Below are 24,032 nucleotides of genomic sequence, written 5' to 3'. Positions count from 1 at the left end.
GCCTCACACGGCAAACTTGATGACCGACAACAGCCCCGCGATCAGGCAGTACACCGCGAACGGCAGCATGGTGCGAGTCTTGAAGAACCGCTCCAGGAATCGCACCGCCAGCCAGGCGGCCGCACCGGCGACGATCGCACCGACCAGCGCCTGCCCGCGGATACCGTCGCCCTGATGCCCCAACAGCTCCGGCATCTTCAGCACACCCGCGGCCAGAATGACCGGGGTGGCGAGCAGGAAGGCGAACTTCGCGGTGTCCTCGTGATCCAGGCCGCGCATCAGCCCGCCGACCATCGTCAGGCCCGAGCGGCTGAATCCGGCCAGCAGCGCGCCGGACTGGGCCAGGCCGATGCCGAGCGCGTCCTTCACGCTCAGGGCCGCGAGCCGCTCGTCCGAGGCCAGGTGGGTCTCCTCGTGGACGTCGTCGTACTCGTCGTAGCCGTCGTACTCGTCGTACTCGTCGTAGTCGCCGTGTCGGCGCGCGGCCCGATCCTCCGCCTCGGCGAACCGGCGCCCGTATTCGGCCAGCGACGGCGCATTGCGCCGCTTCATGCCCTCGCCCACGATCAGCACCACGCCGTTGAGCATGAGGAAGATGCTCGCGTAGATGGGTGTGGCGAACAGGGTGCGCAGCGGATGTTCCAGCGCCAGGCCCAGCAGGCCGACGGGAATGGTGGCGACGACGATGAGCCATGCCAGCCGCTGCGCGGAGGTCTCGATGCGGCGGGTACGCAGCGTCTGGACGAATCCGATGATGATGTCGCGCCAATCGCGCCAGTAGTACCCGAGCAGGGCCAGCGCCGTCGCGACGTGCAGGGCGACCACGAACGCCAGATACGGCGTGCCGTTCTTGGCATCGCCGTCGGTGACCAGCTTCTCCCACGTGCCGCCGACCCACGCCGGGACCAGCACGGAGTGGCCGAGGCTGGAGATGGGGAACAACTCGGTCACGCCTTGCAACGCGCCGATCACGATGGCTTGGATGTAGGTGAGCATCGCCACGAGTCTCGCATGTGTGCGCCCGATCCGCCGCACCAGTTCCGGTGCGGGGTCGCGAGCCGGTACAACGCACACCGGCACGCGCGTCGGACCAGCGGCGGTCGCGCTCCGGTGCGCGCGACCGCTCACCTCCCGACACACATCGCGCGCTCCACCGACCCGAGCGCCAACAGCACGCACGGCGGACCAAGGGTCGGCCTGCGTCGACATCGACGCAGTGTGGAAATCCAGCAACGGCATCGGCGACCGTCGCGGATGCCAAGGTGCGTACGTTACGGCAGGGCCGGTGGTTTGACCGCAGCGGCGATGGCATCGTTCGACGACGCCTGGGCCAGGGGCAACAACGTGCGCACCCGGAAACCACCCTCCGTCGTGGGGCTCGCGGTGAGGGTGCCGCCGATGGCCTCCGCACGGGCGCGCATGCCCGAAATGCCCGTACCGTTCGCCGATCCGTCGGCCGTGCCGGGCGCGGTATCGGCCTCGGGACAATCCCGGATTCCGCTCGTACCAGGGCCATTGGTGACCACCAGCTCCACGATGCCGACGCGCACCGCCATGCTCGTGTGAACCGGCGCGCCCGGCGCATGGCGCGACGCGTTCGACAGCGACTCCTGCACAATGCGATACAACGCCAGACCGATGGTGTCCGGAATGTCGTGCAGCACACCGTCGATCGACCAGTCGATCGGCACGCCGGCGCGACGCACACCTTCGAGTAACGCGAGCACATCGGCCGCCGCAGGCTGGGGCGCATGATCGGGCAACTGTCCGTCGCTGCGCAAAACCCCCAGCATGCTGCGGATCTCGTTGAGTGCCTCGCGCGCGGACGCGCCGATCGACTCGAATTCCGCTCGCGCCGCCGGTGAGACGCCCTCGACCCGATAGGGCGCGGTCTGCGCCTGCACCACGACCATCGACATGTGATGCGCGACGACGTCGTGCAGGTCGCGGGCGATGCGGGCCTTCTCCTCGAGCACCGCCCGGCGCGCCCGCTCGAGCTCGTTGACCTCCTCCTGTTCGACCAGTGCCCGCCGCGAGAGCACGAGCCAGCGCACCAGCAGCCCGAACAGCACCAGTCCGGTCATCGCGATCGGCCAGCCGAAGGCCGAGGAGGCGAACGAATCGCCGGTGGCGGCCATCGTGGTGGCGAACAGCAGCGAGGAGGACACCCAGGCCACCACCACGATCTGCATCTGCGCGCGGATCGCGACGGCGAACAGCAGCGGGAAGAGCACCAGGATGTGCACGACCTGGAACGGCAGGTGGTTGTTCGGCTGATGCGGGATCGCCAGGGCGATCAGCAGTGCCGAGCCCGCCGAGATCGCCCATCCTAGGGCCGGATTCACGCGTATGAGCACCAGCGGGAACACCGCGAGCCCGGCGATGAACGGCTGCGCGGCCGCGGGCACCTGATGGGTGATGTGCAGCGTCGGCCACGCCACCGCGAACAGGATCGCGGTCACGACGCCGACGACCACATCGAATGCCTGCTGCGCCTGCCGCGGGTCACGTGCCGTGCGTGCCACCGTCCGCGCCGAGCGCGTCATCCGAGCCATACCTAAGACAGTAGGAATCCGAGCGCGCCCCCGCCGTCATACCCCCGGGTGAATTCCCACCCCCTACCCCGGTACGGGGTGCGCCAACGCCTCCCCCGCCACACCCGCCCACGAACAGATCCCCAGCGTGAGGCCCGATTCCGTCGCCGATTCCTACCGTCGGCACCATGAGTGAGTCCCCCATCCCGGTCCCACCCGCCGACCCTGTCCCCACTCACCGGCCCCCGTGTCGCACGGACGCGCCCCGTCCCGGGTGCGAGTCCCCGAACGCTGTCTGGTCGGCCTCCGCAGCCGAGGAAGGGGCGGTCACCGCCGAGGATGTCGCCGATCACGTCGCTCGGCAATCGCGCTCGGCCGACAGATCCGCACCCGATACACGGCGCGGCACCGAGTGCGAATCCAGGGAGCATGTCAGGCAATTGCCGGACGAGTGCGAGTTCACCGAGAGCACGCGAGAATCCGACGGCGATGTGGCGGCGCCTGGCGACACCGGCGCGGCGTTTCACCACGTGCCCGGACCATCGCCCGCGCCGTCGACAGGGTCCGAGCCCGAGCAGGGCGGACGGGCGGGCCGGTGGTGGGCGGGGGCATTCGTGGCGGCGGTCGCCGCGGTGTCGGTTCTCGCGGTGGCACAACCGGTTTCGGCTGCGACGTCGGGTGGTGGTGGCGAGGATCCGGCGGCGCGGGCCGCGGTGGTGGAGCTGACCGGAGCGCATCCGGCGGCGGTGGAGATTCCGGCGGGGTTCGCCGCGGAGCACGGGTATCGGCCGGTGGTCCGCGGCGGATTGCTGGTGGATCCGTTGGGCGCCTGCTCGTCCCCCGTGCCACTCCCCGCCGAATTCGTCACCGCGTGCCGGGCGCACGACCTCGGCTACGACATGTTGCGCTACGCCGACGATCGCGGCCGGCCGCTGGGCCCGTGGGCGCGGCAGGCCGTCGACGCCGTGCTGGACCGGCGCATGCATGCGGCCTGCGATCACCGGCACGGCCTGGACCAGGGACGTTGCCAGGTCATGGCGAGTGTCGCGAGTACCGCGGTGGACCTGAACTCGCGCCGCCAGAACTATGCGGCGCCCCGGCCCGAGTACCTGTTCGGCGCCCGGCTGTCCGGCAAGCGGCTCGGCCACCAACTGCTGGCCGTCGGCGCACCCGCATCCCTGGTGCTCGCGGCGCTGGCCCTGCTCATGGTGGAACTCGTGCGCCGCAAGCGCCAGCGCGTCACGGCCTCCGGCGCGAGTCGGAAGTACCAGCGATGACCGCTGCAGGAGCGGATCGGGCCGGTCGCTCCCGGGCGGTCGCACGGCTGCCGCGCACGCATGAAACGTCGTATTCGTCACGATTACAGGAACTTTCGATGACCAGAGTATTGGCAGACTCTTCCGAGCACGGCTCCGACAATGATGAGCTGGAAACGGCCGCACCTCGCCGCCCGGGCACCGGCGCCGCGATCGCGGTCACTCTCGGCGTCGCCGTCTCGCTCGCGCCCGGTCTGCTGCCGCGCACACCGACCGCACAGGGATTGCTCACCGGGGTGCTCGTCGCGCTCGCAGTCGGAGTCGGCGGCCTGCTGCGAATGCTGCTGCGACGTGGCCCATTCGATCCCGATCGGCGGCTGCGGATCCCGATCCTGGCCGGCTGCGCGCTGGTCGTGGCCGCCGCCGTGGCGCAGGCCTGGCGGTGGCAGAACCGGTTGCGGACGGCCATGGGCTTCCCGCACGCCGGCCTTCTCTACTGGCTGGAATGCGCAGTCGGCGCGACCCTGGTCGCGGCCACCCTGATCGGCGTGTGCGGCGGAATACGGTGGGCGACACGCCGAGTGCGCCGGGCCCGCGGCCTCACCGTGGCGCTGATCGCGGCGCTCGCGGTGCCCCTGGCCCTGCTGCCCACGCTGACCGGGTCGCAGCGCCCCGCGCGGGCCGCGGCCGATCCCACTGGGCCGCAGGCTGTCTCCTTGACGGCGGCGGACCGGACCGGACCGGCGATGAACTGGTCGTCCCTGGGTAGCGAGGGCCGCAGATTCATGTCCGGGCCCGGCCGCGCGATCCGGGTGTATGCCGGCCTGGAATCGGCGCCGGACCTGGATTCCCGTGTCGCCCTGGCGATGCGCGAGCTGGAGCACTCGGGCGGGCTGAGCCGGGGAAATATCGTGGTCATGGTGCCGACCGGCTCGGGTTGGGTCGACGCGAACGCGGCGACCGGGATGAGCCGGCGGTTCGGTGGCGACGTGGCGATGGTCGCCCTGCAATACACCGACACCCCGAGCTGGGTGAGTTTCCTGTTCGACCGCCGAACGGCCGAGCTATCCCAACGGGCCTTGTTCAGCGCGCTCGAACACCGCCTGTCCGGGCTGAAACATCCACCGCACCTGTACATATACGGGCAGAGCCTCGGTGCGACCGCGGGCAGCGCGGTGTTCACCGACGACGCCGATCAGCGGCGCCGCGCCTGCGCGGCGCTGTGGGCGGGCCCGCCGGCCGATCGTGTACATCGCTCCGGCGCGACGGTTCTGGCCAATTCGTCCGATCCGGTGGTGCAGTGGTCGCCCGAACTGCTGTGGCGGGCACCCGATCTCACCGGCGTGCGCCCGGATGCCCCACACCCACAATGGGTCCCGTTCGTCACATTCGTCCAGACCAGCGCGGATCTGCTGTCGGCCCTGTCCACACCGCCCGGCCACGGGCACCGATACGGCATCGATCAGGGCACCGCGTTGGGCGGCTGTTGACAACTCGCACATCTCACCCGGCGGCCGTTCACATAGCTGTCCACCCATGGGGACAACCGAATTCGCGCCGTCACGACCGGATTCTCAAAAAGTTGCCCACAACTTGCCAACACAGTTTGCGCACACCCGGCAATATCGGAAGGGCCCTATTCACATGCGTATCCACCTGTGGACAGCGCACTTTCGCGCAGTTGCGCACAGCCCCGGGGAACCTCGGCGCACACCACACACAACAGGAACGCCGGGACCTGCGTCCCGGCGTTCCCTGTCGTGTTGTGTCTCTAGGCGATCGGTCCGCGGGCGGCCTCGTACGCCGCACCCACCCGATACAGCCGATCGTCGGCCAGTGCGGGCGCCATGATCTGCAACCCGACCGGCAGTCCGTCGTCCTTACTCAGCCCCGACGGGACCGACATCGCGCAGTGACCGGCCAGGTTGGTCGGCAGCGTGCACAGGTCCGACAGGTACATCGCCAGCGGATCGTTGACCTTCTCCCCCAGCTTCCACGGGGTGAACGGGCTGGTGGGCGACACCAGCACATCCACCTGCTCGTAGGCCCGGTCGAAGTCCTGCGCGATCAGGGTGCGCACCTTGAGCGCCTGACCGTAGAAGGCGTCGTAGTAGCCGGCCGAGAGCGCGTAGGTGCCGATCATGATGCGGCGCTTGACCTCCGGGCCGAACCCGGCCTCCCGCGTGGCCGCCATCACCTGTTCCGCGCTGTGGCGACCGTCGTCGGCGACCCGCAGGCCGTAGCGCATCGCGTCGAATCGCGCCAGGTTCGAGGACACCTCGCTCGGCAGGATCAGGTAGTAGGCGGGCAGCGCGTGCTCGAAGTTCGGGCACGACACCTCGACGACGTCCGCGCCGAGATCCTTCAGCGCGGCCACGGCCGCGTCGAAGGAAGCGATGACGCCCGGCTGGTAGCTGTCCGAATGCAGCTCCTTCACCACGCCGACCTTCAGGCCGCGCAGATCGCCCTGCGCCCCCTGCCGGGCCGCGGCGACGACATCGGGGACGGGCACATTGCGCGAGGTGGAATCGCGCGGATCGTAGCCCGCGATCACCTCGTGCAGCAGGGCCGTGTCGAGCACCGTGCGGCCGCACGGGCCGCCCTGGTCCAGCGACGACGCGCACGCGACGAGTCCGTACCGCGACACCGTGCCGTAGGTGGGCTTGGTGCCGACGGTCGCGGTGACCGCGGCGGGCTGGCGGATGGATCCGCCGGTGTCGGTGCCGATGGCCAGCGGCGCCTGGTACGAGGCGAGCGCGGCCGCCGAACCGCCGCCCGATCCGCCGGGAATGCGCTCGGTGTCCCACGGGTTGCGGGTCGGGCCGTACGCGGAGTTCTCCGTCGACGAGCCCATCGCGAACTCGTCCATATTGGTCTTGCCGACGATCGGGATGCCGGCCGCGCGGAGCTTGGCGGTCACCGTCGCGTCGTACGGCGATACCCAGCCCTCGAGGATCTTCGATCCGCAGGTGGTGGGCATGTCGGTGGTGGTGAAGACGTCCTTGAGCGCCAGCGGAACACCCGCCAGCGGCGAGGCGACGGTCCCGGCCGCGATCGCCCGGTCCACCTCGGCCGCGGTGAGCAACGCCTGCTCGCCCGCGACGTGCAGGAACGCGTTGAGCTCGCCGTCGACCTCCGCGATGCGCTGCAGATGCGCCTCGGTGACCTGCACCGAGGAGACCTCGCGCGAGTGGATCTTCTCGGCCAGTTCGGCCGCCGACAGCCGGGTCAGCTCGGTCATTCGGCCTCTCCCAGGATCTGGGGAACCAGGAACCGCTGCTCGTCCACCGCGGGCGCGCCCGACAGCGCCTGCTCGGGGCTCAAGCACGCCACCGGCACATCGGGGCGGGTCACGTTCGTGGTCGGATTCGGCGACGCGGTGGCCGGGACGTCGGCGGCGACCTGGGAGATCACCTGGACGTGGCTCAGGATCGAATCCAGCTGACCCGCATACAGGTCGAGCTCTTCATCGGTCAGGGCGAGCCTGGACAACCGGGCGAGGTGTGCGACCTCGTCGCGGGAGATGGCGGGCACCGCGGGACCCCTTTCGGCGGGCGGGTTCAATAAGGTTCGGCAGGTTCAGCCTAGCGAGTCTGCCACCAACGGCACGCACAGGAGCCGGTCCGCCGCCGGACACCGGGTTGACCGCTCAAAGTCACCCCTGGTTCGGGTGGCACGAACGACCGGATTCGGCCGACAATGCCAGTGGAATACGTCACCGCGAATGTATCGGTTCGTGTACCCCACATCGCGAGTGTAAAGATGGCCAGGCTCGGGTACCCGTCCGAAAGTCTCGGTCGCACAGGAAGAAGGAACGCACGTGTCATTTTTGCTCCGCGTGCAACTTCCGGATCGCCCAGGAAGTCTCGGATCGCTGGCCCTCGCCCTGGGGTCGGTAGGCGCGGATATCCTCTCGCTCGATGTCGTCGAACGCGGCGCTGGTTACGCGATCGACGACATCGTCGTGGAGGTGACCCCGGGCGCACTGCCGGATACGTTGATCACCGCCGCCGAATCGATCGAGGACATCCGCGTCGATTCCCTCCGGCCGTATTCCGGCGTGCTGGACACGCACCGGGAACTCGAGCTGATCGACCAGGTGGCCAGCGCCCGCGACGACCGGCTGCAGGTGCTCGTCGACGGCGTGCCGCGGGTGCTGCGCGTCGGCTGGAGCACCGTGCTCGACATCGGCCCGCAGGGCGCCTTCCGGGTGGTGGGCAGCCAGAGCGCACCAGAGACCCAGGCGGCCACGGCCCCCTGGATGCCGCTGGAGAAGCCGATGTCCCTCGACGGCGAGGCCGACTGGGTGCCCCAGATCTGGAAGGACATGGACACCAAGCTGGCAGCCGCCCCGCTCGGCAGCACCAGCAAGGTACTCATGCTCGGCCGACCCGGCGGCCCGGAGTTCCGCCCGTCCGAAATCGCACGCCTGGGTTACCTCTCCGGCATCGTCGCCACGGTGCTCGGCTAGCGGCTCGCCGCCGGCACACCCCGGCGACGGCCGCTCGCCTACGCCGGGCGGGCCGTCGACACCGCTGATGTGTCGCCTATGGGCAGCCGCATCACCGTCAGCGGTTTACCCGCATCGGTCACCCAATCCCGTTCCGGCACATGGACGAAGCCCAGCCGCTCGTACATGCGGCGGGCATCGGCCATGAGAGGCATGGTCGTCAGGACCACGGCAGCGAAGCCATCGGCCCGGGCCGTGTCGATCACGGTATGCACAAGGGCCGCACCGACTCCGGCGCCGCGGGCGCGCTTGCCGACGGCGAGCATCCGGAATTCGAGTTCGCCCGTGCGGGCTATATCGGAGAAGGGAGTCCGCGGACGCGCGATGGTGACCGAGCCGAGCACCTCACCGTCGCGCGCGGCGACCAGGACATCCGCCGACCTCGCCCGGGTGGCGGTGTCGGACAGTTCGGCAACGTACGGGCTCTCCGGATCCACATGCCCCTCACCGACATAGATCTCGACGGTCAGCGCACCGATCGCGGCGTACTCCGTCTCGCGCGCCGGGCGAATCTCGAAATTCCTGCTCACGACTCCACCTCGCTAGCGCTCGGCTCCGCCGTGCGCACAGCGCGCTGGCACATCGGTTCACTCCGCTCCGCTCCGCTCACACCCTCACCTCACCGATACTCGACCCCGCCATGCATACCACCGTCGCGCGCGGCGCTACTCCCCACCCTCGCCGGCCTGGGGCGGCGTGAGGGCCTCGGGTCCCTCCTCGAGCAGTCGGCGGAACCCGTCCTCGTCCAGGATCGGCACGCCCAGTTCCTCGGCCTTGGCCGCCTTGGTACCGGGCGCATCGCCGATGACGACGAAGGCGGTTTTCTTGGAGACCGATCCGGCCGCCTTGCCGCCGCGCACCAGGATCGCCTCCTTGGCCTCGTCGCGCGAAAAGCCCTGCAGCGAACCGGTGACCACGATGGACATGCCCTCGAGATTGCGCTCGATGGAGGCGTCGCGCTCGTCCCGCATCCGCACGCCCGCCGCGCGCCACTTCTCGACGATGGTGCGATGCCAATCGACGGTGAACCATTCGAGCAACGCGGCCGCGATGGTCGGGCCGACGCCGTCGACATCGGCCAGCTCCTGGTCCGAGGCGGCCTCGATGCGGTCCATGCTGCCGAATTCCGAGGCCAGCGCGCGGGCCGCGGTGGGCCCGACGTGCCGGATGGACAGCGCCACCAGCACCCGCCACAACGGGCGATCCTTCGCCGCATCGAGATTCTGCAGCAGGCGGCGGCCGTTGGCGGACAGGCTGCCGTCCTTGTTGACGAAAAGCGTTGTGCCGAGCAGCTTTTCCTCGGACAGATCGAACAGATCACCCTCGTCGGTGAGCACGCCGGATTTGAGCAGGTCGATCGCGGCCTCGTAACCGAGCGCCTCGATGTCGAACGCGCCGCGCCCGGCCATGTGGAACACCCGCTCGCGCAGCTGCGCGGGGCAGTACCGCTGATTCGGGCAGCGGATGTCGGCGTCCCCCTCCTTGGCCGGGGCGAGCTCGGTGCCGCATTCGGGACAGCGAGTGGGCATCACGAAGGCACGCTCGGTGCCGTCGCGCGCGTCCACCACGGGCCCCAGCACCTCGGGAATGACATCGCCGGCCTTGCGGATGGTCACCGTGTCGCCGATCAGCACGCCCTTGCGCACCACCTCTGCGGCGTTGTGCAGGGTGGCCATGGCGACGGTCGAGCCCGCGATGCTGACCGGCTCCATCACCGCGAACGGGGTGACCCGGCCGGTACGCCCGACATTGACCTGGATGTCCAGCAGCCTGGTGGTCGCCTCCTCCGGCGGGTACTTGTACGCGATGGCCCAGCGCGGGGCGCGGGAGGTGGCGCCGAGCCGGCGCTGCAGGGAGATCTCGTCGACCTTGACGACCTGGCCGTCGATCTCGTGCTCGATGTCGTGGCGGTGCTCGCCCCAGTACGCGACCCGGGCCAGCACCGCATCGGCGCCCTGCACCCGCACCGTGTGCGCGGAGACCGGCAGCCCCCACGCCGCCAGGGCGCGGTACGCCTCGTACTGCGAGGCCGGGCTGAAACCCTCCATCCGGCCGAAGCCGTGGCAGATCATCCGCAGCCGCCGCTGCGCGGTGACCGCCGGATCCTTCTGCCGCAGCGATCCCGCGGCCGTGTTGCGCGGATTCGCGTACGGCGCCCTGCCCTCGGCAACCATGGCGACATTCAGGTTTTCGAAGTCCTCCAGCCGGAAGTACACCTCGCCGCGCACCTCGAGCAGCTTGGGGACCGGGAATTCGGCGGTGGCTGCGAGTTCGGCGGGGATGTCCTCGATGGTGCGGGCATTGAGCGTGACATCCTCGCCGGTGCGCCCATCGCCGCGGGTGGCCCCGCGCACCAGGCGGCCGTCCTCGTAGACGAGGTTGAGCGCGACGCCGTCGATCTTCACCTCGCAGACGAAGTGAATGTCCGGGCCGGTCTCGGCCTCGACCCGAGAGATCCAGGCGCGCATGTCCTCCGCGTCGAACACGTTGTCCAGCGACAACATGCGCTCGAGATGATCGACGGCGGTGAAATCGGTCGCGAATCCGCCGCCGACCAGCTGGGTCGGCGAATCGGGAGTGCGCAGATCCGGATGTTCCCGCTCGAGCCCCAGCAACTCCTGGAACAGCGCGTCGAACTCGCCGTCGGAGATGATCGGTGCGTCCCGTACGTAGTAGCGGAACTGGTGCTCGCGGACCTCCTCGGCCAGCCGCTGCCACCGCAACCGCACCTCCGCGGTGGCCGCACCGACCGCACCCGGTGTCGTCGATTCCCTCGCCAGCTCACTCACGACTCGAACCATATCGTCCCTCGCCGACATTTCGCCGTGCCCTCGGCATGCGCGCACGCGGACCGCCGACGCACACGCCCCGCGACCGGAACACGGACCGCGGAAGCCAGGTTGCACTGCGTATGGAACTCGCCGCAGCACTCGATTTCGCCCGCGCGCACACCCGCTCGGTGCTCACCACCCTGCGCAGGAACGGCCGCCCGCAGCTCTCCAACGTCTCCTACTGGCTCGCCGAGGACGACCTGTTTCGGATCTCGATCACGGCCGACCGGGCCAAATATTTCAATCTGCGGCGTGAGCCGTGGGCCGCGCTGCACATCACCCGGCCGGACTTCTGGGCGTACGCGGTGATCGAGGGCGAGGTGGAGCTGACCCCGGTCGCCGCCGAGCCCGACGACGCGACCGTCGCCGAGCTCATCGCCTACTACCGCGGCCTGTCGGGCGAGCACCCGGACTGGGACGACTACCGGCGCGCCATGGTCGCCGACCGCCGGCTGATCGCCCGCATCCGGCCCACGCACGTGTACGGCATGCTGCCCTGAGCCGGAATACGCTCGGCCGCCGCAGCTCTCGGTACCGACATTGAATTCGGGACCGAAAGCCCCTCAGCGGCGGCCGGATATCCCTCAGGGCTCGATGTCGTCGTCGATCCGCTCGCCGAACCGATCGCGATTGTCCTCGGCCGCCGCGAAAACCGAAGCGCCCGTTCGCTTCCCGAATTTCCACTCGTTGAATGCCACATTCAGCACGACCGCGACGATGGCCGTGGCGCTGATCCCGGAGTTCAGCACCACTCCGACCTTGTCCGGAAACGCATCCCAGAACTTCGGCGCCGCAATGGGAATCATGCCGACGCCGATCGCGACGGCCACGATCACCATGTTCAGGTTGTCCTGATAGTTCACGCGCGACAGCGTGCGAATCCCGCTGGCCGCAACCGATCCGAACAACACCAGTCCCGCGCCGCCCAGCACCGGATACGGGATACCCGACACCACCGCCCCGACCACCGGCAGCAGCCCGAGCAGCACCAGAATGAGCCCGCCGGTGGCGACCACGAACCTGCTCTTGATACCGGTCAGTGCCACCAGACCGACGTTCTGCGCGAACGCGCTGCACGGGAACGAGCCGAATACCGGCGCCACCGCGGTGCAGGCCATATCGGCGCGCAGCCCGTCCGCCACCCGCCTGGCATCGACCTCGGTGCCCACGACCTCGCCGATCGCGAGGATGTCGGCCGTGGTCTCGGTCATGATGACCACGATGACGATCGTCATCGCCACGATCGCACCCACATCGAAGCGCGGCGAGCCGAAGTGGAACAGCTGCGGGGGCGCGACCAGGCGCGCGGTGCGCACCGCGGAGAAGTCCGCGTGCCCCGCGGTCGCCGCGACAATCGTGCCCGCGACCAGCCCGATCAGGATCGACAGCCGCGAGATCGCGCCCTGGAACAGGCGGCTGATCACCAGGATGATCAGCAGGGTCAGACCCGCGAAACCGATATTGGCCATGGATCCGTAGCCGGGCTTGCCGGGGTTGTTACCCATCGCCCAGCCGAACGCGACCGGCATCAGCGACATGCCGATCACGGTGATGATCGAGCCCGTCACCACCGCCGGGAACAGCCGCACCAGCTGCGCGAAGAACGAGGACAGCAGCAGCCCGATGACCCCCGCGACCATCACCGAGCCGAACACCTCGCGCAGCCCGCCCGCATGCGAGATCGCCACCATCGTCGACACGCTCGCGAAGGACACGCCCTGCACGATCGGCAGCCGGCTGCCGAAGGGCCCGACACCGAGGGTCTGCAGCAGGGTGGCCAGGCCCGCGACGAACAATCCGGCGGTGACCAGCAGCCCCATCTCGGCCGCGGACAGCCCGGCGGCGCCGCCGACGATCAGCGGCGGCGCGATCACCCCGCCGTACATGGTGAGAATGTGCTGCATGCCGTACGCGACGAGCTGCCCGGCCGGATATTTCGCATCCTCGGGGCGCTGCGGGCTCGCCGCGCCCCGATGCCGTGCAAGTTGCCATGCGAAACGCCTCATGGCCCACTTCCTCTCTTGATGCGGAACATATCTTCCGCCGTCCGGAAGTGTTCCACGACACATCCAGGCACATGCCCGAATTTCCCGAGAGATTTCGTATATCTCGCCGATGGACGGTGAGCCCCGGTCAGAGCGCGTCCGACTCCGAGCAGTTCCAGAACTTCCCGAGTTCGGCCTCGCTCAGCGCACGCACCCGCGCGATCGCCGCGGATATATCGTCGTGCGTCATCGCCTCGATCTCCCCGTCAACCCCGCTCAACCGGGCTCGGGCGAGCAGCGTCTTCTCGTTGGTCACCCATTCCCCGCGCGCCGCGAGGATGGCGTGCGCGAAGCACGATGCGGCCACGGCGATCTGCCCGGCACACTGCGTGATACGACCGTGCGGGGCATGGTTGCGGTGACCGCGGACAGCGAAGACAGTGCGTCGGAGGTCGTTTCGAGGAACGTGTCTTCGTCCACAGCCGCTCCCTCTGAAATAGGTTTGTCGGCAATTCGCGGGACCGATACCATCCCTTGGCAATTGGGGAGGGATCAGAGTACTTCCCGCACATCAGATTTAGGTTGGTTCATGACTTCGTTGGTCAAGCGCCTCGGGTTGCCCCTCGCCGTCCTGGCGTGCACCGCCGTCCTCGCGGGATGCAATGGTTCCTCGAAATCCGATGCGTCTTCGAGCAGTTCGGACGGCGCGAACACCCACTCGGCGGTGTACATGTCCGAATGCAAGGCGATGGTCAAGATCTTCTCCGACAAGAGCCTGCCCGCCTCGGCGCGCGATCCCGAGACCGTGGTTAACGGCTTCAAGAACGGCCCGGAGTGGAAGGTGCTGACCAGCCAGCAGCAGACCGATGCCGTGGCGGGCATCCGCAAGGCCGGCACCGGCTCCTGCGACTGACCCCGTCCCGCCGGCGGGGGTCCCGGCTCCCCACACCTGGCAGTATCGAGCCATGACACTGCGCACCGCATTCACCGACGCCCTGTCGATCCGGCACCCGATCGCCTCGGCCCCGATGGGGGGCGAGGCCGGTGGCGCGCTCGCCGCGGCGGTGTCCGAGGGAGGCGGGCTCGGACTGGTCGGCGGCGGCCACGGCGATCTCGGCTGGCTCGAGCCGGAGCTGCGTCTGGCCGCCGCCGGCACCGAAAGGCCATGGGGTGTCGGATTTCTCACGTGGGGGGTGCGGGAGGCGGCGATCGCGCGGGCCCTGGAATTCCGGCCCGCGGCGGTGCTGCTGTCGTTCGGCGACCCCACGCCGTTCACCGATCGGATCCACGCCTCGGACGCGCTGCTGATCCTGCAGGTGAGCGATGTGGACTCCGCCCGCCGCGCGCTGGATCTCGGCGCCGACATCATCGTCGCCCAGGGTTCCGACGCGGGCGGGCACATGGGCGAGAACGGCACGGGCACACTGTCTTTCGTGCCGACGATCGTCGATCTCGCCGGCCCGGTACCGGTGCTCGCCGCGGGTGGCATAGCGGACGGCCGGGCGCTGGCAGCGGTCCTGACGCTGGGCGCGGCGGGGGCGATGATCGGCACGCGGTTTCAGGCCACCGCGGAGTCCCTCGTCGACCCGAAGGTCCGCCAGGCACTGGTGAACGCCCACGGCGAGGACACCGAAACGAACCGCACCCTCGATATCGCCCGTGGTTCGGCCTGGCCGCATCGTTATCCGGCCCGCACCCTGCGTAATGCATTCCTGGATACCTGGCGCGGGCGCGACGAGGAGTTACGCGCCGATCTGGGCACCCAGCGGGAGTTCACCGAGGCCATGGCGCGGGTGGATCTCGACGCCGCGCCGGTGTGGGCCGGTCAGGCCGTCGACCGGGTCACCCGCGTGGACTCGGGCGCCGAGGTCGTCGCCGCCCTGGCCGCCGAGGCGGAGCGCGCCCTGTCCGGCATTCGCATCGACTGAGCACCACAAAACCAGCCCCCTGGACACCGAACGACGCCGACGCCGTTCGAATCCCCAGCTGCCCGCCCTGCCGAATGCCCTCGTCAGGAGGCGGTTGCCGAACGAACTGGACGGCTTGTGCCGGTCGGGACCTTCGGCCCTCCCCTGGGAGGAAATTCTGCGCAAAAGTAGGAAAACTGGCCGCACCCCCCAATGCCGAGGTGGTCCGATGAACAAGTTCGACCGACGGATCCGGTTGTCTGCGATCCAGGTCCACTGGTCCCGCCAACGTGGGGCGTTCACCGCGACATCCGATCAGTTCCCGGGCGTCACCCATTGCGACGATTGCTCCCTGGCCGCCCTCGATGGGTTCATAGATCGGGTCAGCGGACTGCTGAGGCTGGACGCGGTGGGTATCGCCTGAGATGTCCGCGCCTGTCCCGCACGCCGGTCGCGGCGCGGATCAGTACGCGATGAACAGGATCTCGTCGCGTGAGTAGTCGTGCCCGGGGTGCTTCTCGGTCAGGTGGGCCTGCGTCTTGGCGACCAGATCGTCCTCGTCGGTGCCGACGATCGATTCCCCGCAGGGGCAGTTCAGTCGTGTCTTCATCGGGTGTCCTTTCGCTCCCGACCGAGTGTATGCGGAAGGACGCATACACCGCGCGGCGCGCGCCTCAGTTCTGCGCCGGAACGGGCTGCGGCATAGGCTCGCCCGTCTCCAGCAGCGTCTTGAGCCCGGCGATGATGCCCGGCCAGCCCTGCCCGATGGAACGCCGTACCGCGCTCTCGTACGGGAATCCGTCGTGCACGACGGTCAGCTTCACGACCTCGCCCTGCGGCTCGATCTCGAAGCTCACCGTGGACCGGGGCTCGGCGGCGAACGCCGCGAGTTCGGCTGTGCTGAAACCGAATTCCCGGCCGAAGGCGGCGTCGAAGGTGTGCCAGGTGTAGGCCAGCCGCCGATACGGCTCCGATATCAGCACCTGCTGCGCCGGATCGCTGCCTGTCCAGTCGCGCTGCTGCCAGACCATGGACGAGCCTGCCCGCCAGTCGGTCTCGAAGGTGGCGCCCCAGTAGCGGCGGGTGAATTCGGGCTCGGTGAGCGCGCGCCACAACTGCTCCGGCGTGGTCCTGATGTATGTGGTGTAGACGAATTCGTCGGTCGTGTCGGCACGGGTGGTCATGTGCGTGTCCTCCGATGTCATTGCGGCACTCTCCAATACGGATTTCAGGTCGGCCAGGGCCTGCGCCCGGCCACGGTCGTAGCGATTGATCCAGCGATCGGCGATGGCGTTGATGGGCTCGGCGTTGAGGTAGTGCAGCTTCTCCCGGCCGTTGCGGCGTGTGCTCACCAGGTTGGCCGACTCCAGCACCGCGAGATGCTTGCTCACGGCCTGCCTGGTCATCTCGAGGCCGGCGCACAGCTGCCGCAGGGTCTGACCGTTGTGCGCGTTCAGGCTGTCCAGCAGGCGGCGGCGACTGCCGTCGGCCAGCGCCTTGAAGACCGCCGCCCGATAGGCCTCGTCGTCCACACCTGCTCACCACTCTCCATAGGCAACCATTCGGATGCATATTTCACGATAGGCATCCAAATGGTTGCCTGTCAATGTTCGAGGGCATGCTTCCGACAACACACGCGGACGTCGCGGCCGGCGGTGCGGCGGCCCGGTGTCGGCCCCGTGCAACCCGGACGGCAGGATTACTCGCGTGCTGCGCAGTTTTCAGGTGACGAATCACAGATCGCTGGCCGGACCGCAGGAGCTGCGACTGACCGGCAGCCGAGCCGGGGCACTCCCCGCGCCGGTCACCGCCGTGCACGGCCCGGCCGCGTCCGGTAAGTCCAGCCTCGTCGATGCCCTCGGCCACATGCGCGACGCGGTGCTGAACTCGGTCACCGGCTGGGACCCGTATGCCGGGCCGGCGCGCACCCCGCACCTCGGATTTGCCGACCGTCCTTCGGAATTCGCCGTCACGTTCGTCGCCGAGGGCATCCCGTACAGCTACGGGTTCCGCCTGGACAACGCCGACATCTGCGCCGAGTGGCTGCACAGCCACCCGCACAATCGCAAGCGGATCGTCTACGAGCGCGAGGGCGAACAGATCCGCGTCGGCCCGATGTTCGAGCCGGTCCGCTACGGCATCGGCGCCCTGGCGCCGCTGGTACGCCCGAATGCGTTGCTGCTGAGCCTGGCGGGGCAGATGTATGCCGAGGCGCTGGTGCCCGCGTACCGCTGGTTCTCCACCCAGCTGGAGGTGGTGCGCGGGCACCAGGACGCACAGACGACCGCGCACCGCCTGAGCAGCCACATCTCCCGCTCGGCCGACAACGCCGCCCGGCTGCTGACCCTGCTGCGCTCCGCCGAGCTGGGCATCGAGGACATCTTGATCGCCGAGCACGATCCGATGTACGCCGATTATCTGCGCGATCTCGATGCCGAGATCGCGGGCGCGGCAACCGAACTCGATGCCTGCCTGGCCTCACCCGCGCGCGCCGCCGACCTCGAGCGCACGCACGGTCTGTCCCCCGTCGGCCTCGAGCGCGAGCTGAGCAACCTGCGCGCGGCCCGCGATACCCTCTTCACCCGCATGGTGACCCGGCGCGGCGCCGGGCTCAGCCTGGTGCACGAGGGTTCGGCCACGCCCTTCGACATCGCCGACGAATCCACCGCGACCCTGGCCCTGCTGCGGCTGCTGCCCACCGTGCTCGACGCCCTGGACACCGGGCGCGTGCTGGCCGTGGACGATATCGACGCCCACCTGACCGGTGACACGGCGGATCGGCTGATCCAGCTGTTCCAGAATCCGGAGACCAATTCCCGTGGGGCCCAGCTGATCTTCACCACGCGTAACCGCACCCTGGTCGATCGCGGCAACGGGCGCTCGCAGTCCCGGCGCACGACGGTCTGGCAGCTGCGCCGCACAGCACAGGGGACCAGCGAGCTGACCGCGAGCTGAGCGGCCCGAAGGCCGCGCCCGCCACGCGCCACCCACCGCACGCGCGCCTAGCATGGAGTTCATGCTGCTGCAGATCGTGTTCATCGTGGTGATCGCCGGCGCGCTGGTGAGCATGCTGACGATGTATCGGCGCGGGCGCGGCAGATCGTTCTTCGCCGGAGCCCAGGCCGAGTCGGGCACGCTGTACGTCACCGGCGTCAGCCCGCGACCGGCGGCACAGGGCGAGCAGTACGTCACCATCACCGGCACCATTTCGGGCCCGTCGGTCGCCGGGGAGACCGTGTACGGCCGTTATGCCTGGGATGTGAACCGGTGGCCCTCCCCCGGCGAGATGATCCCGGTGACCTACCCACCCGGCAAGCCCCGCAACTGGACCCTCGCCCATCCGGGCGCTCGGCCTTACTTCGGCTCCTGAGGACTAGCTACTTGCCCCGGTGCCGGTGGGCACGGCGGTGCCACCTACGCCTCGAGTCAGTCGAACGTCAGTGCTTCCGGTTCGTCGGCGAAGGCGCGTGCCGTTTCGGTGGCCAGCGTCAACGCCCGGCGGGCCCAGGACAGCGGGGCATTCGCGAGTCCGCAGGCCGGGGTGACCAGGACGCGATCGGCCAGGGCGCGGCGCGGGAATCCCAGCCGATCGACCAGACGCACGGCGGGTTCGGCAACCTCGCGCCAGGTGAACGGCCCGGGTGGGGTTTGCGCCGGAATCAGGCCCAGCGCCAGCTGTTTTCCGGCCTCCAGGAGTTCGCCGATGTCGTCGAGATCGGCGGTGCCGATGGTGGCGAGGTCGAAACCGATTGCGGCGGCGGCGCTCCCACGCAGGAAGCCCAGGGCGGGCCGCGAGGCGCAGGTGTGCACCAGGACCGGCCCCGGCACACCGGTGATCACGGGGTCCAGCACGGCCAGCGCCTCGGGCGCGGGAATCGCTCGCACCGTGTCGAGCACATCGGTCCCCTTCAGGGATCCTTCCAGCACCGCGGTCAGCGACGGCTCATCGAACTGCACAACGACTTTCGCGCCGAGCCTCGACTCGATTTCGGCGGCGTGCCGGGTCATGCCCTCGGCCAGCGATTCCGAAAGGTCGCGCACCGCACCGGAGTCCGTGAGCACGCGATGCCCACCCACCAGCTCCACCTGCGCGGCCAACGTCAGCGGACCCGGGGCCTGCACCTTGAGCGCGCGGCCCGATCCCGCGAATCCCGCACCCTCCCAGGCCTCTTCGAGGGCGTCGAGATCCGTCCGCAACAGGTCGCGGGCGCGCCGAGACACCGCTCCCGGCCGCGCCGCGAGGCGGTAGCCGCGGGTGGTCGTATCGAAGGGCAGATCGACCAGCAGCGCGCTCGCTCGCCCGATCATGTCCGAACCGGCACCCCGCCCTGGCAATTCGACCAGGTGCACCAGATCGCCCAGCTCGCCGACGATGGTCGCGGCGGCCTCCCGCGGATCGGTTCCGGGCCAGGACCCGACGCCGGTCGCGATGCCGCCGCGCAGTACCTCACCATTTACCTCAGTACCCACAGCGCACAATCCCCACTCGCTCGTTGTCGTCCCGGATTCGCAGGCGGATACGCCACCATCCGATGATCATCGCATCACCCGGAGCAGGAGCGATTCTCCGGACAGCCGATTCGACAGCCGCCCCACGGCGGAACGACCATCGTGCTCGCGACGGCGACGACTTCCGGCTTTCCGGCGACACCGTCGCAGCAGTGCCGCCGACAGGCTCACTCGCCGCTGTTCGAGGCGGACCGGGTCGCGACGACCTCGTCCCGCTCGTTTCCGGTACCGGTGATGGTGCCGCTGCCGATCACCTCGTCGCCGAGCGTGTCCGGCCGGTACAGCACGACGGCCTGGCCACGGGCGACGCCGGTCAACGGCTCCCGGAGGCGCGCCACGAGCCCGCCGTCCACGGCCTCGGCGATGGCGGGGGCGGTGCCCCCGTGCGCGCGCACCTGCACGACGCACTCGAGGGGGCCGGCGGGCGCCGCACCGGAGGTCCAGATCGCCCGATCCGCCCGCACGCTCCACACGTCGAGATCCTCGGCCGCGCCGACGCGGACGGTTCCCGAGTCGGGGTCGATCCCGGTGACGTAGCGGGGACGCCCGTCCGCGGCGGGGCCGGGCAGCCCGAGTCCCTTGCGCTGACCGATGGTGAAGCCGTGCACGCCGTCGTGATCGCCGAGCTTGTGCCCGCCGGAATCGACGATCGCGCCCGGCCGGATGCCGATCCTGGCGCCCAGGAACGCACGGGTGTCGCCGGAGGGAATGAAGCAGATGTCGTGTGAGTCGGGTTTGTTCGCGACCGCCAGCCCGCGCTCGGCAGCCTCGGCGCGGATCTGCGGCTTGGGAGTGTCCCCGATGGGGAACATCGCGCGCGAAAGCTGCTGGGCGGTCAGCACCGCGAGCACATAGGATTGATCCTTGTCCGCGTCGACCGCGCGGCGCAGCACGCCGTCGTCCAGGCGCGCGTAGTGACCGGTGGCGACCGCGTCGAAGCCCAGTGCCACCGCGCGATCGGCCAGCGCGGAAAACTTGATCTTCTCGTTACAGCGCAGGCACGGATTCGGCGTCTCACCCGCCGCATAGGACGCGACGAAATCGTCGATCACGTCCTGCTTGAACCGGTCCGCGAAATCCCAGACATAGAAAGGGATGCCGAGCACATCGGCCGCCCGGCGGGCATCGCCGGCGTCCTCCTTGGAGCAGCAGCCGCGGGAGCCGGTACGCAACGTCCCCGGCGCCTCGGACAGCGCCAGATGCACGCCGACCACCTCGTGCCCCGCATCCACCGCGCGCGCGGCGGCCACGGCCGAATCCACGCCGCCGCTCATTGCCGCAAGCACTCTCATCACATACCTCCCTTCATACTTGCCAATCCTGCCGCCCGAGCCCGCTCCACCACCGGCGGCAGCGCCTCGAGCACTCTGTCGATATCGGCTCGGGTCGTGGTGTGCCCCAGCGAGAATCGCAGCGATCCCCGGGCCTCGCGCGGGTTCGCCCCCATTGCCAGCAGCACGTGGCTGGGAGCGGAAACCCCGGCGTTGCAGGCCGATCCGGTGGAGCACTCGACCCCGGCGGCATCCAGCAGCATCAGCAGCGAATCGCCCTCGCAGCCGGAGAAGGTGAAGTGCGCGATGCCGGGCAGCCGCCCGCGCGCGGGACCGTTGAGCACCGCATCGGGCACCGCGGCCCGCACACCGGCGATCAGTTCGTCACGCAACAGCGTCAATTCCACTGCGCGGTCGGCCATTTCCCGCACCGTCTGGCGCAGCGCGGTCGCCAGCCCGACGGCGCCGGGCACATCGGAGGACCCCGAGCGCAGATCGCGTTCGTGCCCGCCGCCGTGCAGCAGCGGTACGCACGGCACCTGGCGGCCCAGCAGTAGCACGCCCGCGCCGTGCGGCCCGCCGAGCTTGTGCGCGGCGAAACTGGCCGCGGCCGCACCGCTCGCACCGAAGTCGATGGGCAGCTGGGCAGCGGCCTGCACCGCGTCGGTATGCAGCGGCACGTCGAATTCCTGTGCCACGGCCGCCAATTCGGTGATCGGTTCGATGGTGCCGACCTCGTTGTTGGCCCACATGACCGAGATCAGGGCGACCTCGTCGGCGTGCCGCTCCAGGGCCGCGCGCAGCGTCTGCGGGGACACCACACCGTCACGGTCGACCTCGAGCAGGCTCACCCGGGCGCCCTCGTGCTGTTCGAGCCATTCGGCGGCGTCGAGCACCGCATGATGCTCGATCGCGCTCACCAGGATCCGGGTGCGCGTGGGACTGGCGTCGCGGCGCGCCCAGTAGATGCCCTTGAGGGCGAGATTGTCGCTCTCGGTCCCGCCCGAGGTGAAGATCACCTCCGAGGGCCGCGCCCCCAGATCGGCGGCGATCGACTCCCGCGCCTCCTCGAGGGTCCGCCGCGCGGCCCGCCCGGACCCATGCAGCGACGAGGCATTGCCGACCGTGCTCAGCGCAGCGGCCATCGCCTCGATGGCGGCAGGGAACATCGGTGTGGTGGCCGCGTGATCGAGGTAGACCGTCTGGGGCACCGCACCGACCGCACCCGGGAAGACCGACTTCATGACCGTGTAAGCCTAACCGACCGTTGACCTGCGCATCGTGGGGGTATCCCTCCTGGATCTACGATTTTTCTACGATTTACCCACGAGTCGTAACCCGGTGACCGTCTTGCGGTATTCCCGCAGACCGCTGTGCAACGCTTCGCCCAGGGAGAGCGCGCCTGTCCGCTGGCCGTCCACCAGATGGGTGTAGACGTCAAGAGTGGTGGTGTTGTGGCGCATCCGCCGAGTGACGTCGGCCAGGCTGTAGGCACCGTCGGCCAGCAGCGAGCCGTAGAGGTGGCGCAGCGAGTGCCCTTTTCCACTTCGGGCCGTAATGCGGATCTCGAATTCAAGCCGCGGCTTCCCGTGCAGTTGCCGCACATCTCGCCGCGCGTCGTCGCGACCGTGCTGATACACGGCCGCGATGACGCGTGCGACGCCGAGGCGGTGAGCGTCGACCCCCAGGCGATCGGCGGGTCTTCACCGTCCAATGGTGAGAATCGCTTTGCCGCGTAGCGTGCGGTCGGCGAGAGCCTCGAAAGCTTCCGGGGTTCGCGTCCAGTCGAGGGTGAGGCCGATGCGGGGTCGCAGGCGGCCGTCAGCGACGAGTGCGGCGAGAATGCCGACGTCGTCGCCGAGGGTTTCCTCGGGTACCGGGCTGATGAAGCCGACGATGTGGGCGTTCCAGGCGCCGGCGTGGCCGAAGAAGTCGGCGAGGGTCAATTCGGCTGCGCCACCGACGTTTCCGTACCAGGCCAGGTGGCCGCCCGGAGCCATGCGACGGATCGCCTGCGCGAGCAGCGGTCCACCGATCCCGTCCAGAACCAGATGGAACGGGCCGAGTGATTCGTCGGCGAGATCGGTGACGACATGGTGCGCGCCGAGTTCGTAGGCTTCCTGGATACGGCCGGGGCCGCTCACCTGCGCGGTCACCCGAGCGCCCGCCGCCACCGCCAATTGCACGGCGAACTGGCCGACGCCGCCGGTGGCTCCGGTCACCAGCACCTCACGCCCCAGGATCGCGCCGCCCACCCGGACGGCACGCAGGGCGGTCACACCGGCGATCGGCAGCGATGCCGCCTGTTCGAAGCCGACGGCGTCGGGCAGCACCGCCACCCGCCGGGTGGGGACGGGAACGCGCTCGGCCCAGCCCTCCCAGTCCATGTAGCACACGACCCGGGCTCCCACCGCGGGCCCACTGCCGTCGTCGGCCGCCCGGATCACCACACCGGCGACGTCCTGCCCGGGTCGCCAGCCGGTGGGTCGTCGCGCGATCAGGTTCCGTTCGTCGTGATTGATCGCGTAGGCCTTTACCTCGACGACGACCTCGTCGGCGGCAGGTGTCGGTTCCGGCAGGTCGTCGGCGAGCCGCAACCCGGCTCGGCCGGCCGTGTCAGTGATGAAGCCAAGCATGCCGGATAGTTCAACACGCCGACGGCAGCGCCGCGAAAACGGGGCAGCGGAAGGGCCCGAGCACGTGTGCACTGGTCATTTCATTGCCAGGGATTGCGGTATCCCTCGGGAACCATGCTGTCGAACATCGCGCGAACCTGTGGGGACAGGCGCAGCAATTCGATGTACGCGCCCAGCGGCCCGCCGTCCAGGTAGATCGACTCCATGCCGATCTCGGGGAAGACTCCTCGCGCGACGATATCCGTGCCGTTCGCCTCGATCGCGGTCAACGCGGCATCGAAATCCTCCGGCACCCAAGCGATGTGGTGCAGGCCGGGCCCGGACCGTGTGAGCATGTCGGTGTAGTGGCTGTCTCCGGACACCGGAGTGATGAGTTCCACCTGCTGCCCACCCGCATAGCCGAGTGAGGAATCGATCGTGAAATCCGCCGGCTTGCCGTGGAATAGGCAATGTTCTGGGCCGAAATGGATGCCCGGCACCCGCACCCAACGCTCGACGCCGTAGCGGTCGCCGAGCTCCTTCTCGGCGGAGTCGAGGTCGTGGACCACCCACGCCACCTGAAAGATCGGTCCGAAGGCGATGTTCATTGCGAT

At 69.2% G+C, this 24,032-nt stretch carries 24 protein-coding genes and 1 pseudogene; 9 read left to right on the top strand and 16 right to left on the bottom strand.

Features of this window, described 5'->3' with window-relative positions:
- Window positions 1-3: 3 nt before the first annotated feature.
- Together ABH933_RS00530 and ABH933_RS00525 are read right to left on the bottom strand one after the other, a co-directional pair.
- Window positions 4-1,002 (bottom strand): undecaprenyl-diphosphate phosphatase, encoded by a 999-nt coding sequence (locus tag ABH933_RS00530; RefSeq protein ID WP_429413790.1) that lies wholly within the window; start codon window positions 1,000-1,002, stop codon window positions 4-6.
- Between the two features lie 269 nt (window positions 1,003-1,271).
- Window positions 1,272-2,555: a sensor histidine kinase gene (locus ABH933_RS00525; RefSeq protein WP_429413787.1), complete on the bottom strand. Its 1,284-nt coding sequence runs from the start codon at window positions 2,553-2,555 to the stop codon at window positions 1,272-1,274.
- A 419-nt stretch (window positions 2,556-2,974) separates the two neighbouring features.
- Here ABH933_RS00525 and ABH933_RS00520 point away from each other — a divergent pair, with 419 nt between their 5' ends.
- Window positions 2,975-3,811 (top strand): hypothetical protein, encoded by an 837-nt coding sequence (locus ABH933_RS00520; RefSeq protein WP_429413784.1) that lies wholly within the window; start codon window positions 2,975-2,977, stop codon window positions 3,809-3,811.
- A 98-nt stretch (window positions 3,812-3,909) separates the two neighbouring features.
- A complete protein-coding gene (locus ABH933_RS00515) occupies window positions 3,910-5,280 on the top strand; it encodes an alpha/beta-hydrolase family protein (RefSeq protein ID WP_429413781.1) in 1,371 nt (456 codons plus the stop codon).
- Between the two features lie 281 nt (window positions 5,281-5,561).
- Here the strand turns inward: ABH933_RS00515 and gatA are convergent, their stop codons facing one another.
- Together gatA and gatC are read right to left on the bottom strand one after the other, a co-directional pair.
- Window positions 5,562-7,031: an Asp-tRNA(Asn)/Glu-tRNA(Gln) amidotransferase subunit GatA gene (gatA, locus tag ABH933_RS00510; protein ID WP_215918624.1), complete on the bottom strand. Its 1,470-nt coding sequence runs from the start codon at window positions 7,029-7,031 to the stop codon at window positions 5,562-5,564.
- Window positions 7,028-7,324, bottom strand: coding sequence for an Asp-tRNA(Asn)/Glu-tRNA(Gln) amidotransferase subunit GatC (gatC, locus tag ABH933_RS00505; RefSeq protein ID WP_429413778.1), 297 nt, complete (start codon window positions 7,322-7,324; stop codon window positions 7,028-7,030). The genes gatA and gatC overlap by 4 nt, the downstream gene beginning before the upstream one ends.
- A gap of 286 nt (window positions 7,325-7,610) precedes the next feature.
- Here gatC and ABH933_RS00500 point away from each other — a divergent pair, with 286 nt between their 5' ends.
- Window positions 7,611-8,261, top strand: a complete 651-nt coding sequence (locus ABH933_RS00500) for an amino acid-binding protein (protein WP_429413775.1) — start codon at window positions 7,611-7,613, stop codon at window positions 8,259-8,261.
- 38 nt (window positions 8,262-8,299) lie between these two features.
- On the opposite strand, the gene ABH933_RS00495 is transcribed toward ABH933_RS00500, so the two are convergent.
- Both ABH933_RS00495 and ligA read right to left on the bottom strand, forming a co-directional pair.
- Window positions 8,300-8,830, bottom strand: coding sequence for a GNAT family N-acetyltransferase (locus tag ABH933_RS00495; protein WP_429413772.1), 531 nt, complete (start codon window positions 8,828-8,830; stop codon window positions 8,300-8,302).
- A gap of 135 nt (window positions 8,831-8,965) precedes the next feature.
- Window positions 8,966-11,101: an NAD-dependent DNA ligase LigA gene (gene ligA / locus ABH933_RS00490; RefSeq protein WP_429413769.1), complete on the bottom strand. Its 2,136-nt coding sequence runs from the start codon at window positions 11,099-11,101 to the stop codon at window positions 8,966-8,968.
- Between the two features lie 110 nt (window positions 11,102-11,211).
- Between ligA and ABH933_RS00485 the strand changes: the two genes are divergently transcribed.
- Window positions 11,212-11,631: a PPOX class F420-dependent oxidoreductase gene (locus tag ABH933_RS00485; RefSeq protein ID WP_429413766.1), complete on the top strand. Its 420-nt coding sequence runs from the start codon at window positions 11,212-11,214 to the stop codon at window positions 11,629-11,631.
- A gap of 84 nt (window positions 11,632-11,715) precedes the next feature.
- Here the strand turns inward: ABH933_RS00485 and ABH933_RS00480 are convergent, their stop codons facing one another.
- Both ABH933_RS00480 and ABH933_RS00475 read right to left on the bottom strand, forming a co-directional pair.
- Window positions 11,716-13,137: a nucleobase:cation symporter-2 family protein gene (locus ABH933_RS00480; RefSeq protein WP_429413763.1), complete on the bottom strand. Its 1,422-nt coding sequence runs from the start codon at window positions 13,135-13,137 to the stop codon at window positions 11,716-11,718.
- 246 nt (window positions 13,138-13,383) lie between these two features.
- Window positions 13,384-13,534 (bottom strand): annotated as a pseudogene (locus ABH933_RS00475) (nucleotidyltransferase domain-containing protein); the annotation flags it as partial.
- A 171-nt stretch (window positions 13,535-13,705) separates the two neighbouring features.
- Here ABH933_RS00475 and ABH933_RS00470 point away from each other — a divergent pair.
- From ABH933_RS00470 to ABH933_RS00460, 3 genes are all read left to right on the top strand, one after another.
- Window positions 13,706-14,029, top strand: a complete 324-nt coding sequence (locus ABH933_RS00470; protein ID WP_429413760.1) for a hypothetical protein — start codon at window positions 13,706-13,708, stop codon at window positions 14,027-14,029.
- A 52-nt stretch (window positions 14,030-14,081) separates the two neighbouring features.
- Window positions 14,082-15,044 (top strand): NAD(P)H-dependent flavin oxidoreductase, encoded by a 963-nt coding sequence (locus ABH933_RS00465; protein WP_429413757.1) that lies wholly within the window; start codon window positions 14,082-14,084, stop codon window positions 15,042-15,044.
- A gap of 208 nt (window positions 15,045-15,252) precedes the next feature.
- On the top strand, window positions 15,253-15,447 hold the full coding sequence (locus ABH933_RS00460; RefSeq protein ID WP_429413754.1) for a hypothetical protein: 195 nt from the start codon (window positions 15,253-15,255) through the stop codon (window positions 15,445-15,447).
- Between the two features lie 39 nt (window positions 15,448-15,486).
- On the opposite strand, the gene ABH933_RS00455 is transcribed toward ABH933_RS00460, so the two are convergent.
- Window positions 15,487-15,633 (bottom strand): DUF1059 domain-containing protein, encoded by a 147-nt coding sequence (locus ABH933_RS00455; RefSeq protein WP_429413751.1) that lies wholly within the window; start codon window positions 15,631-15,633, stop codon window positions 15,487-15,489.
- Window positions 15,634-15,697: 64 nt separating this feature from the next.
- On the bottom strand, window positions 15,698-16,555 hold the full coding sequence (locus ABH933_RS00450) for an ArsR/SmtB family transcription factor (protein WP_429413748.1): 858 nt from the start codon (window positions 16,553-16,555) through the stop codon (window positions 15,698-15,700).
- Between the two features lie 175 nt (window positions 16,556-16,730).
- On the opposite strand from ABH933_RS00450, the gene ABH933_RS00445 reads away from it, so the two are divergent.
- Together ABH933_RS00445 and ABH933_RS00440 are read left to right on the top strand one after the other, a co-directional pair.
- On the top strand, window positions 16,731-17,978 hold the full coding sequence (locus ABH933_RS00445; protein WP_429413745.1) for an AAA family ATPase: 1,248 nt from the start codon (window positions 16,731-16,733) through the stop codon (window positions 17,976-17,978).
- A 61-nt stretch (window positions 17,979-18,039) separates the two neighbouring features.
- On the top strand, window positions 18,040-18,393 hold the full coding sequence (locus ABH933_RS00440; protein WP_215918610.1) for a hypothetical protein: 354 nt from the start codon (window positions 18,040-18,042) through the stop codon (window positions 18,391-18,393).
- A 56-nt stretch (window positions 18,394-18,449) separates the two neighbouring features.
- Here the strand turns inward: ABH933_RS00440 and ABH933_RS00435 are convergent, their stop codons facing one another.
- From ABH933_RS00435 to ABH933_RS00410, 6 genes are all read right to left on the bottom strand, one after another.
- A complete protein-coding gene (locus ABH933_RS00435) occupies window positions 18,450-19,493 on the bottom strand; it encodes a methionine synthase (protein WP_429413742.1) in 1,044 nt (347 codons plus the stop codon).
- A gap of 206 nt (window positions 19,494-19,699) precedes the next feature.
- Window positions 19,700-20,824, bottom strand: a complete 1,125-nt coding sequence (gene mnmA, locus ABH933_RS00430) for a tRNA 2-thiouridine(34) synthase MnmA (RefSeq protein WP_429413739.1) — start codon at window positions 20,822-20,824, stop codon at window positions 19,700-19,702.
- The gene (locus ABH933_RS00425; RefSeq protein WP_429413736.1) at window positions 20,824-22,047 is read right to left on the bottom strand and encodes a cysteine desulfurase family protein; all 1,224 of its coding nucleotides are present in this window, start codon (window positions 22,045-22,047) and stop codon (window positions 20,824-20,826) included. The genes mnmA and ABH933_RS00425 overlap by 1 nt, the downstream gene beginning before the upstream one ends.
- 69 nt (window positions 22,048-22,116) lie before the next feature.
- Window positions 22,117-22,443 (bottom strand): hypothetical protein, encoded by a 327-nt coding sequence (locus ABH933_RS00420; RefSeq protein WP_429413733.1) that lies wholly within the window; start codon window positions 22,441-22,443, stop codon window positions 22,117-22,119.
- Between the two features lie 63 nt (window positions 22,444-22,506).
- A complete protein-coding gene (locus tag ABH933_RS00415; protein WP_429413730.1) occupies window positions 22,507-23,439 on the bottom strand; it encodes a zinc-binding dehydrogenase in 933 nt (310 codons plus the stop codon).
- Window positions 23,440-23,519: 80 nt separating this feature from the next.
- Complete coding sequence (locus ABH933_RS00410) at window positions 23,520-24,026, bottom strand: VOC family protein (protein ID WP_215915166.1); 507 nt, start codon at window positions 24,024-24,026, stop codon at window positions 23,520-23,522.
- Window positions 24,027-24,032 lie beyond the last annotated feature (6 nt).

Source organism: Nocardia sp. GP40 (assembly GCF_050434125.1).
Taxonomy (GTDB): Bacteria; Actinomycetota; Actinomycetes; order Mycobacteriales; family Mycobacteriaceae; genus Nocardia; species Nocardia albiluteola.
The sequence above is the reverse complement of the archived record's forward strand: the minus strand, read 5'-3'. Positions and strand labels throughout refer to the sequence as shown.

What these genes read in the sequence shown, in the direction of transcription:
- ABH933_RS00525 (WP_429413787.1), bottom strand. Translation starts at nt 2,555, where the DNA reads ATGGCTCGGATGACGCGCTCGGCGCGGACGGTGGCACGCACGGCACGT.
- ABH933_RS00515 (WP_429413781.1), top strand. Translation starts at nt 3,910, where the DNA reads ATGACCAGAGTATTGGCAGACTCTTCCGAGCACGGCTCCGACAATGAT.
- gatA (WP_215918624.1), bottom strand. Translation starts at nt 7,031, where the DNA reads ATGACCGAGCTGACCCGGCTGTCGGCGGCCGAACTGGCCGAGAAGATC.
- ligA (WP_429413769.1), bottom strand. Translation starts at nt 11,101, where the DNA reads ATGGTTCGAGTCGTGAGTGAGCTGGCGAGGGAATCGACGACACCGGGT.
- ABH933_RS00485 (WP_429413766.1), top strand. Translation starts at nt 11,212, where the DNA reads ATGGAACTCGCCGCAGCACTCGATTTCGCCCGCGCGCACACCCGCTCG.
- ABH933_RS00480 (WP_429413763.1), bottom strand. Translation starts at nt 13,137, where the DNA reads ATGAGGCGTTTCGCATGGCAACTTGCACGGCATCGGGGCGCGGCGAGC.
- ABH933_RS00470 (WP_429413760.1), top strand. Translation starts at nt 13,706, where the DNA reads ATGACTTCGTTGGTCAAGCGCCTCGGGTTGCCCCTCGCCGTCCTGGCG.
- ABH933_RS00465 (WP_429413757.1), top strand. Translation starts at nt 14,082, where the DNA reads ATGACACTGCGCACCGCATTCACCGACGCCCTGTCGATCCGGCACCCG.
- ABH933_RS00460 (WP_429413754.1), top strand. Translation starts at nt 15,253, where the DNA reads ATGAACAAGTTCGACCGACGGATCCGGTTGTCTGCGATCCAGGTCCAC.
- ABH933_RS00455 (WP_429413751.1), bottom strand. Translation starts at nt 15,633, where the DNA reads ATGAAGACACGACTGAACTGCCCCTGCGGGGAATCGATCGTCGGCACC.
- ABH933_RS00440 (WP_215918610.1), top strand. Translation starts at nt 18,040, where the DNA reads ATGCTGCTGCAGATCGTGTTCATCGTGGTGATCGCCGGCGCGCTGGTG.
- mnmA (WP_429413739.1), bottom strand. Translation starts at nt 20,824, where the DNA reads ATGAGAGTGCTTGCGGCAATGAGCGGCGGCGTGGATTCGGCCGTGGCC.
- ABH933_RS00425 (WP_429413736.1), bottom strand. Translation starts at nt 22,047, where the DNA reads ATGAAGTCGGTCTTCCCGGGTGCGGTCGGTGCGGTGCCCCAGACGGTC.
- ABH933_RS00415 (WP_429413730.1), bottom strand. Translation starts at nt 23,439, where the DNA reads ATGCTTGGCTTCATCACTGACACGGCCGGCCGAGCCGGGTTGCGGCTC.
- ABH933_RS00410 (WP_215915166.1), bottom strand. Translation starts at nt 24,026, where the DNA reads ATGAACATCGCCTTCGGACCGATCTTTCAGGTGGCGTGGGTGGTCCAC.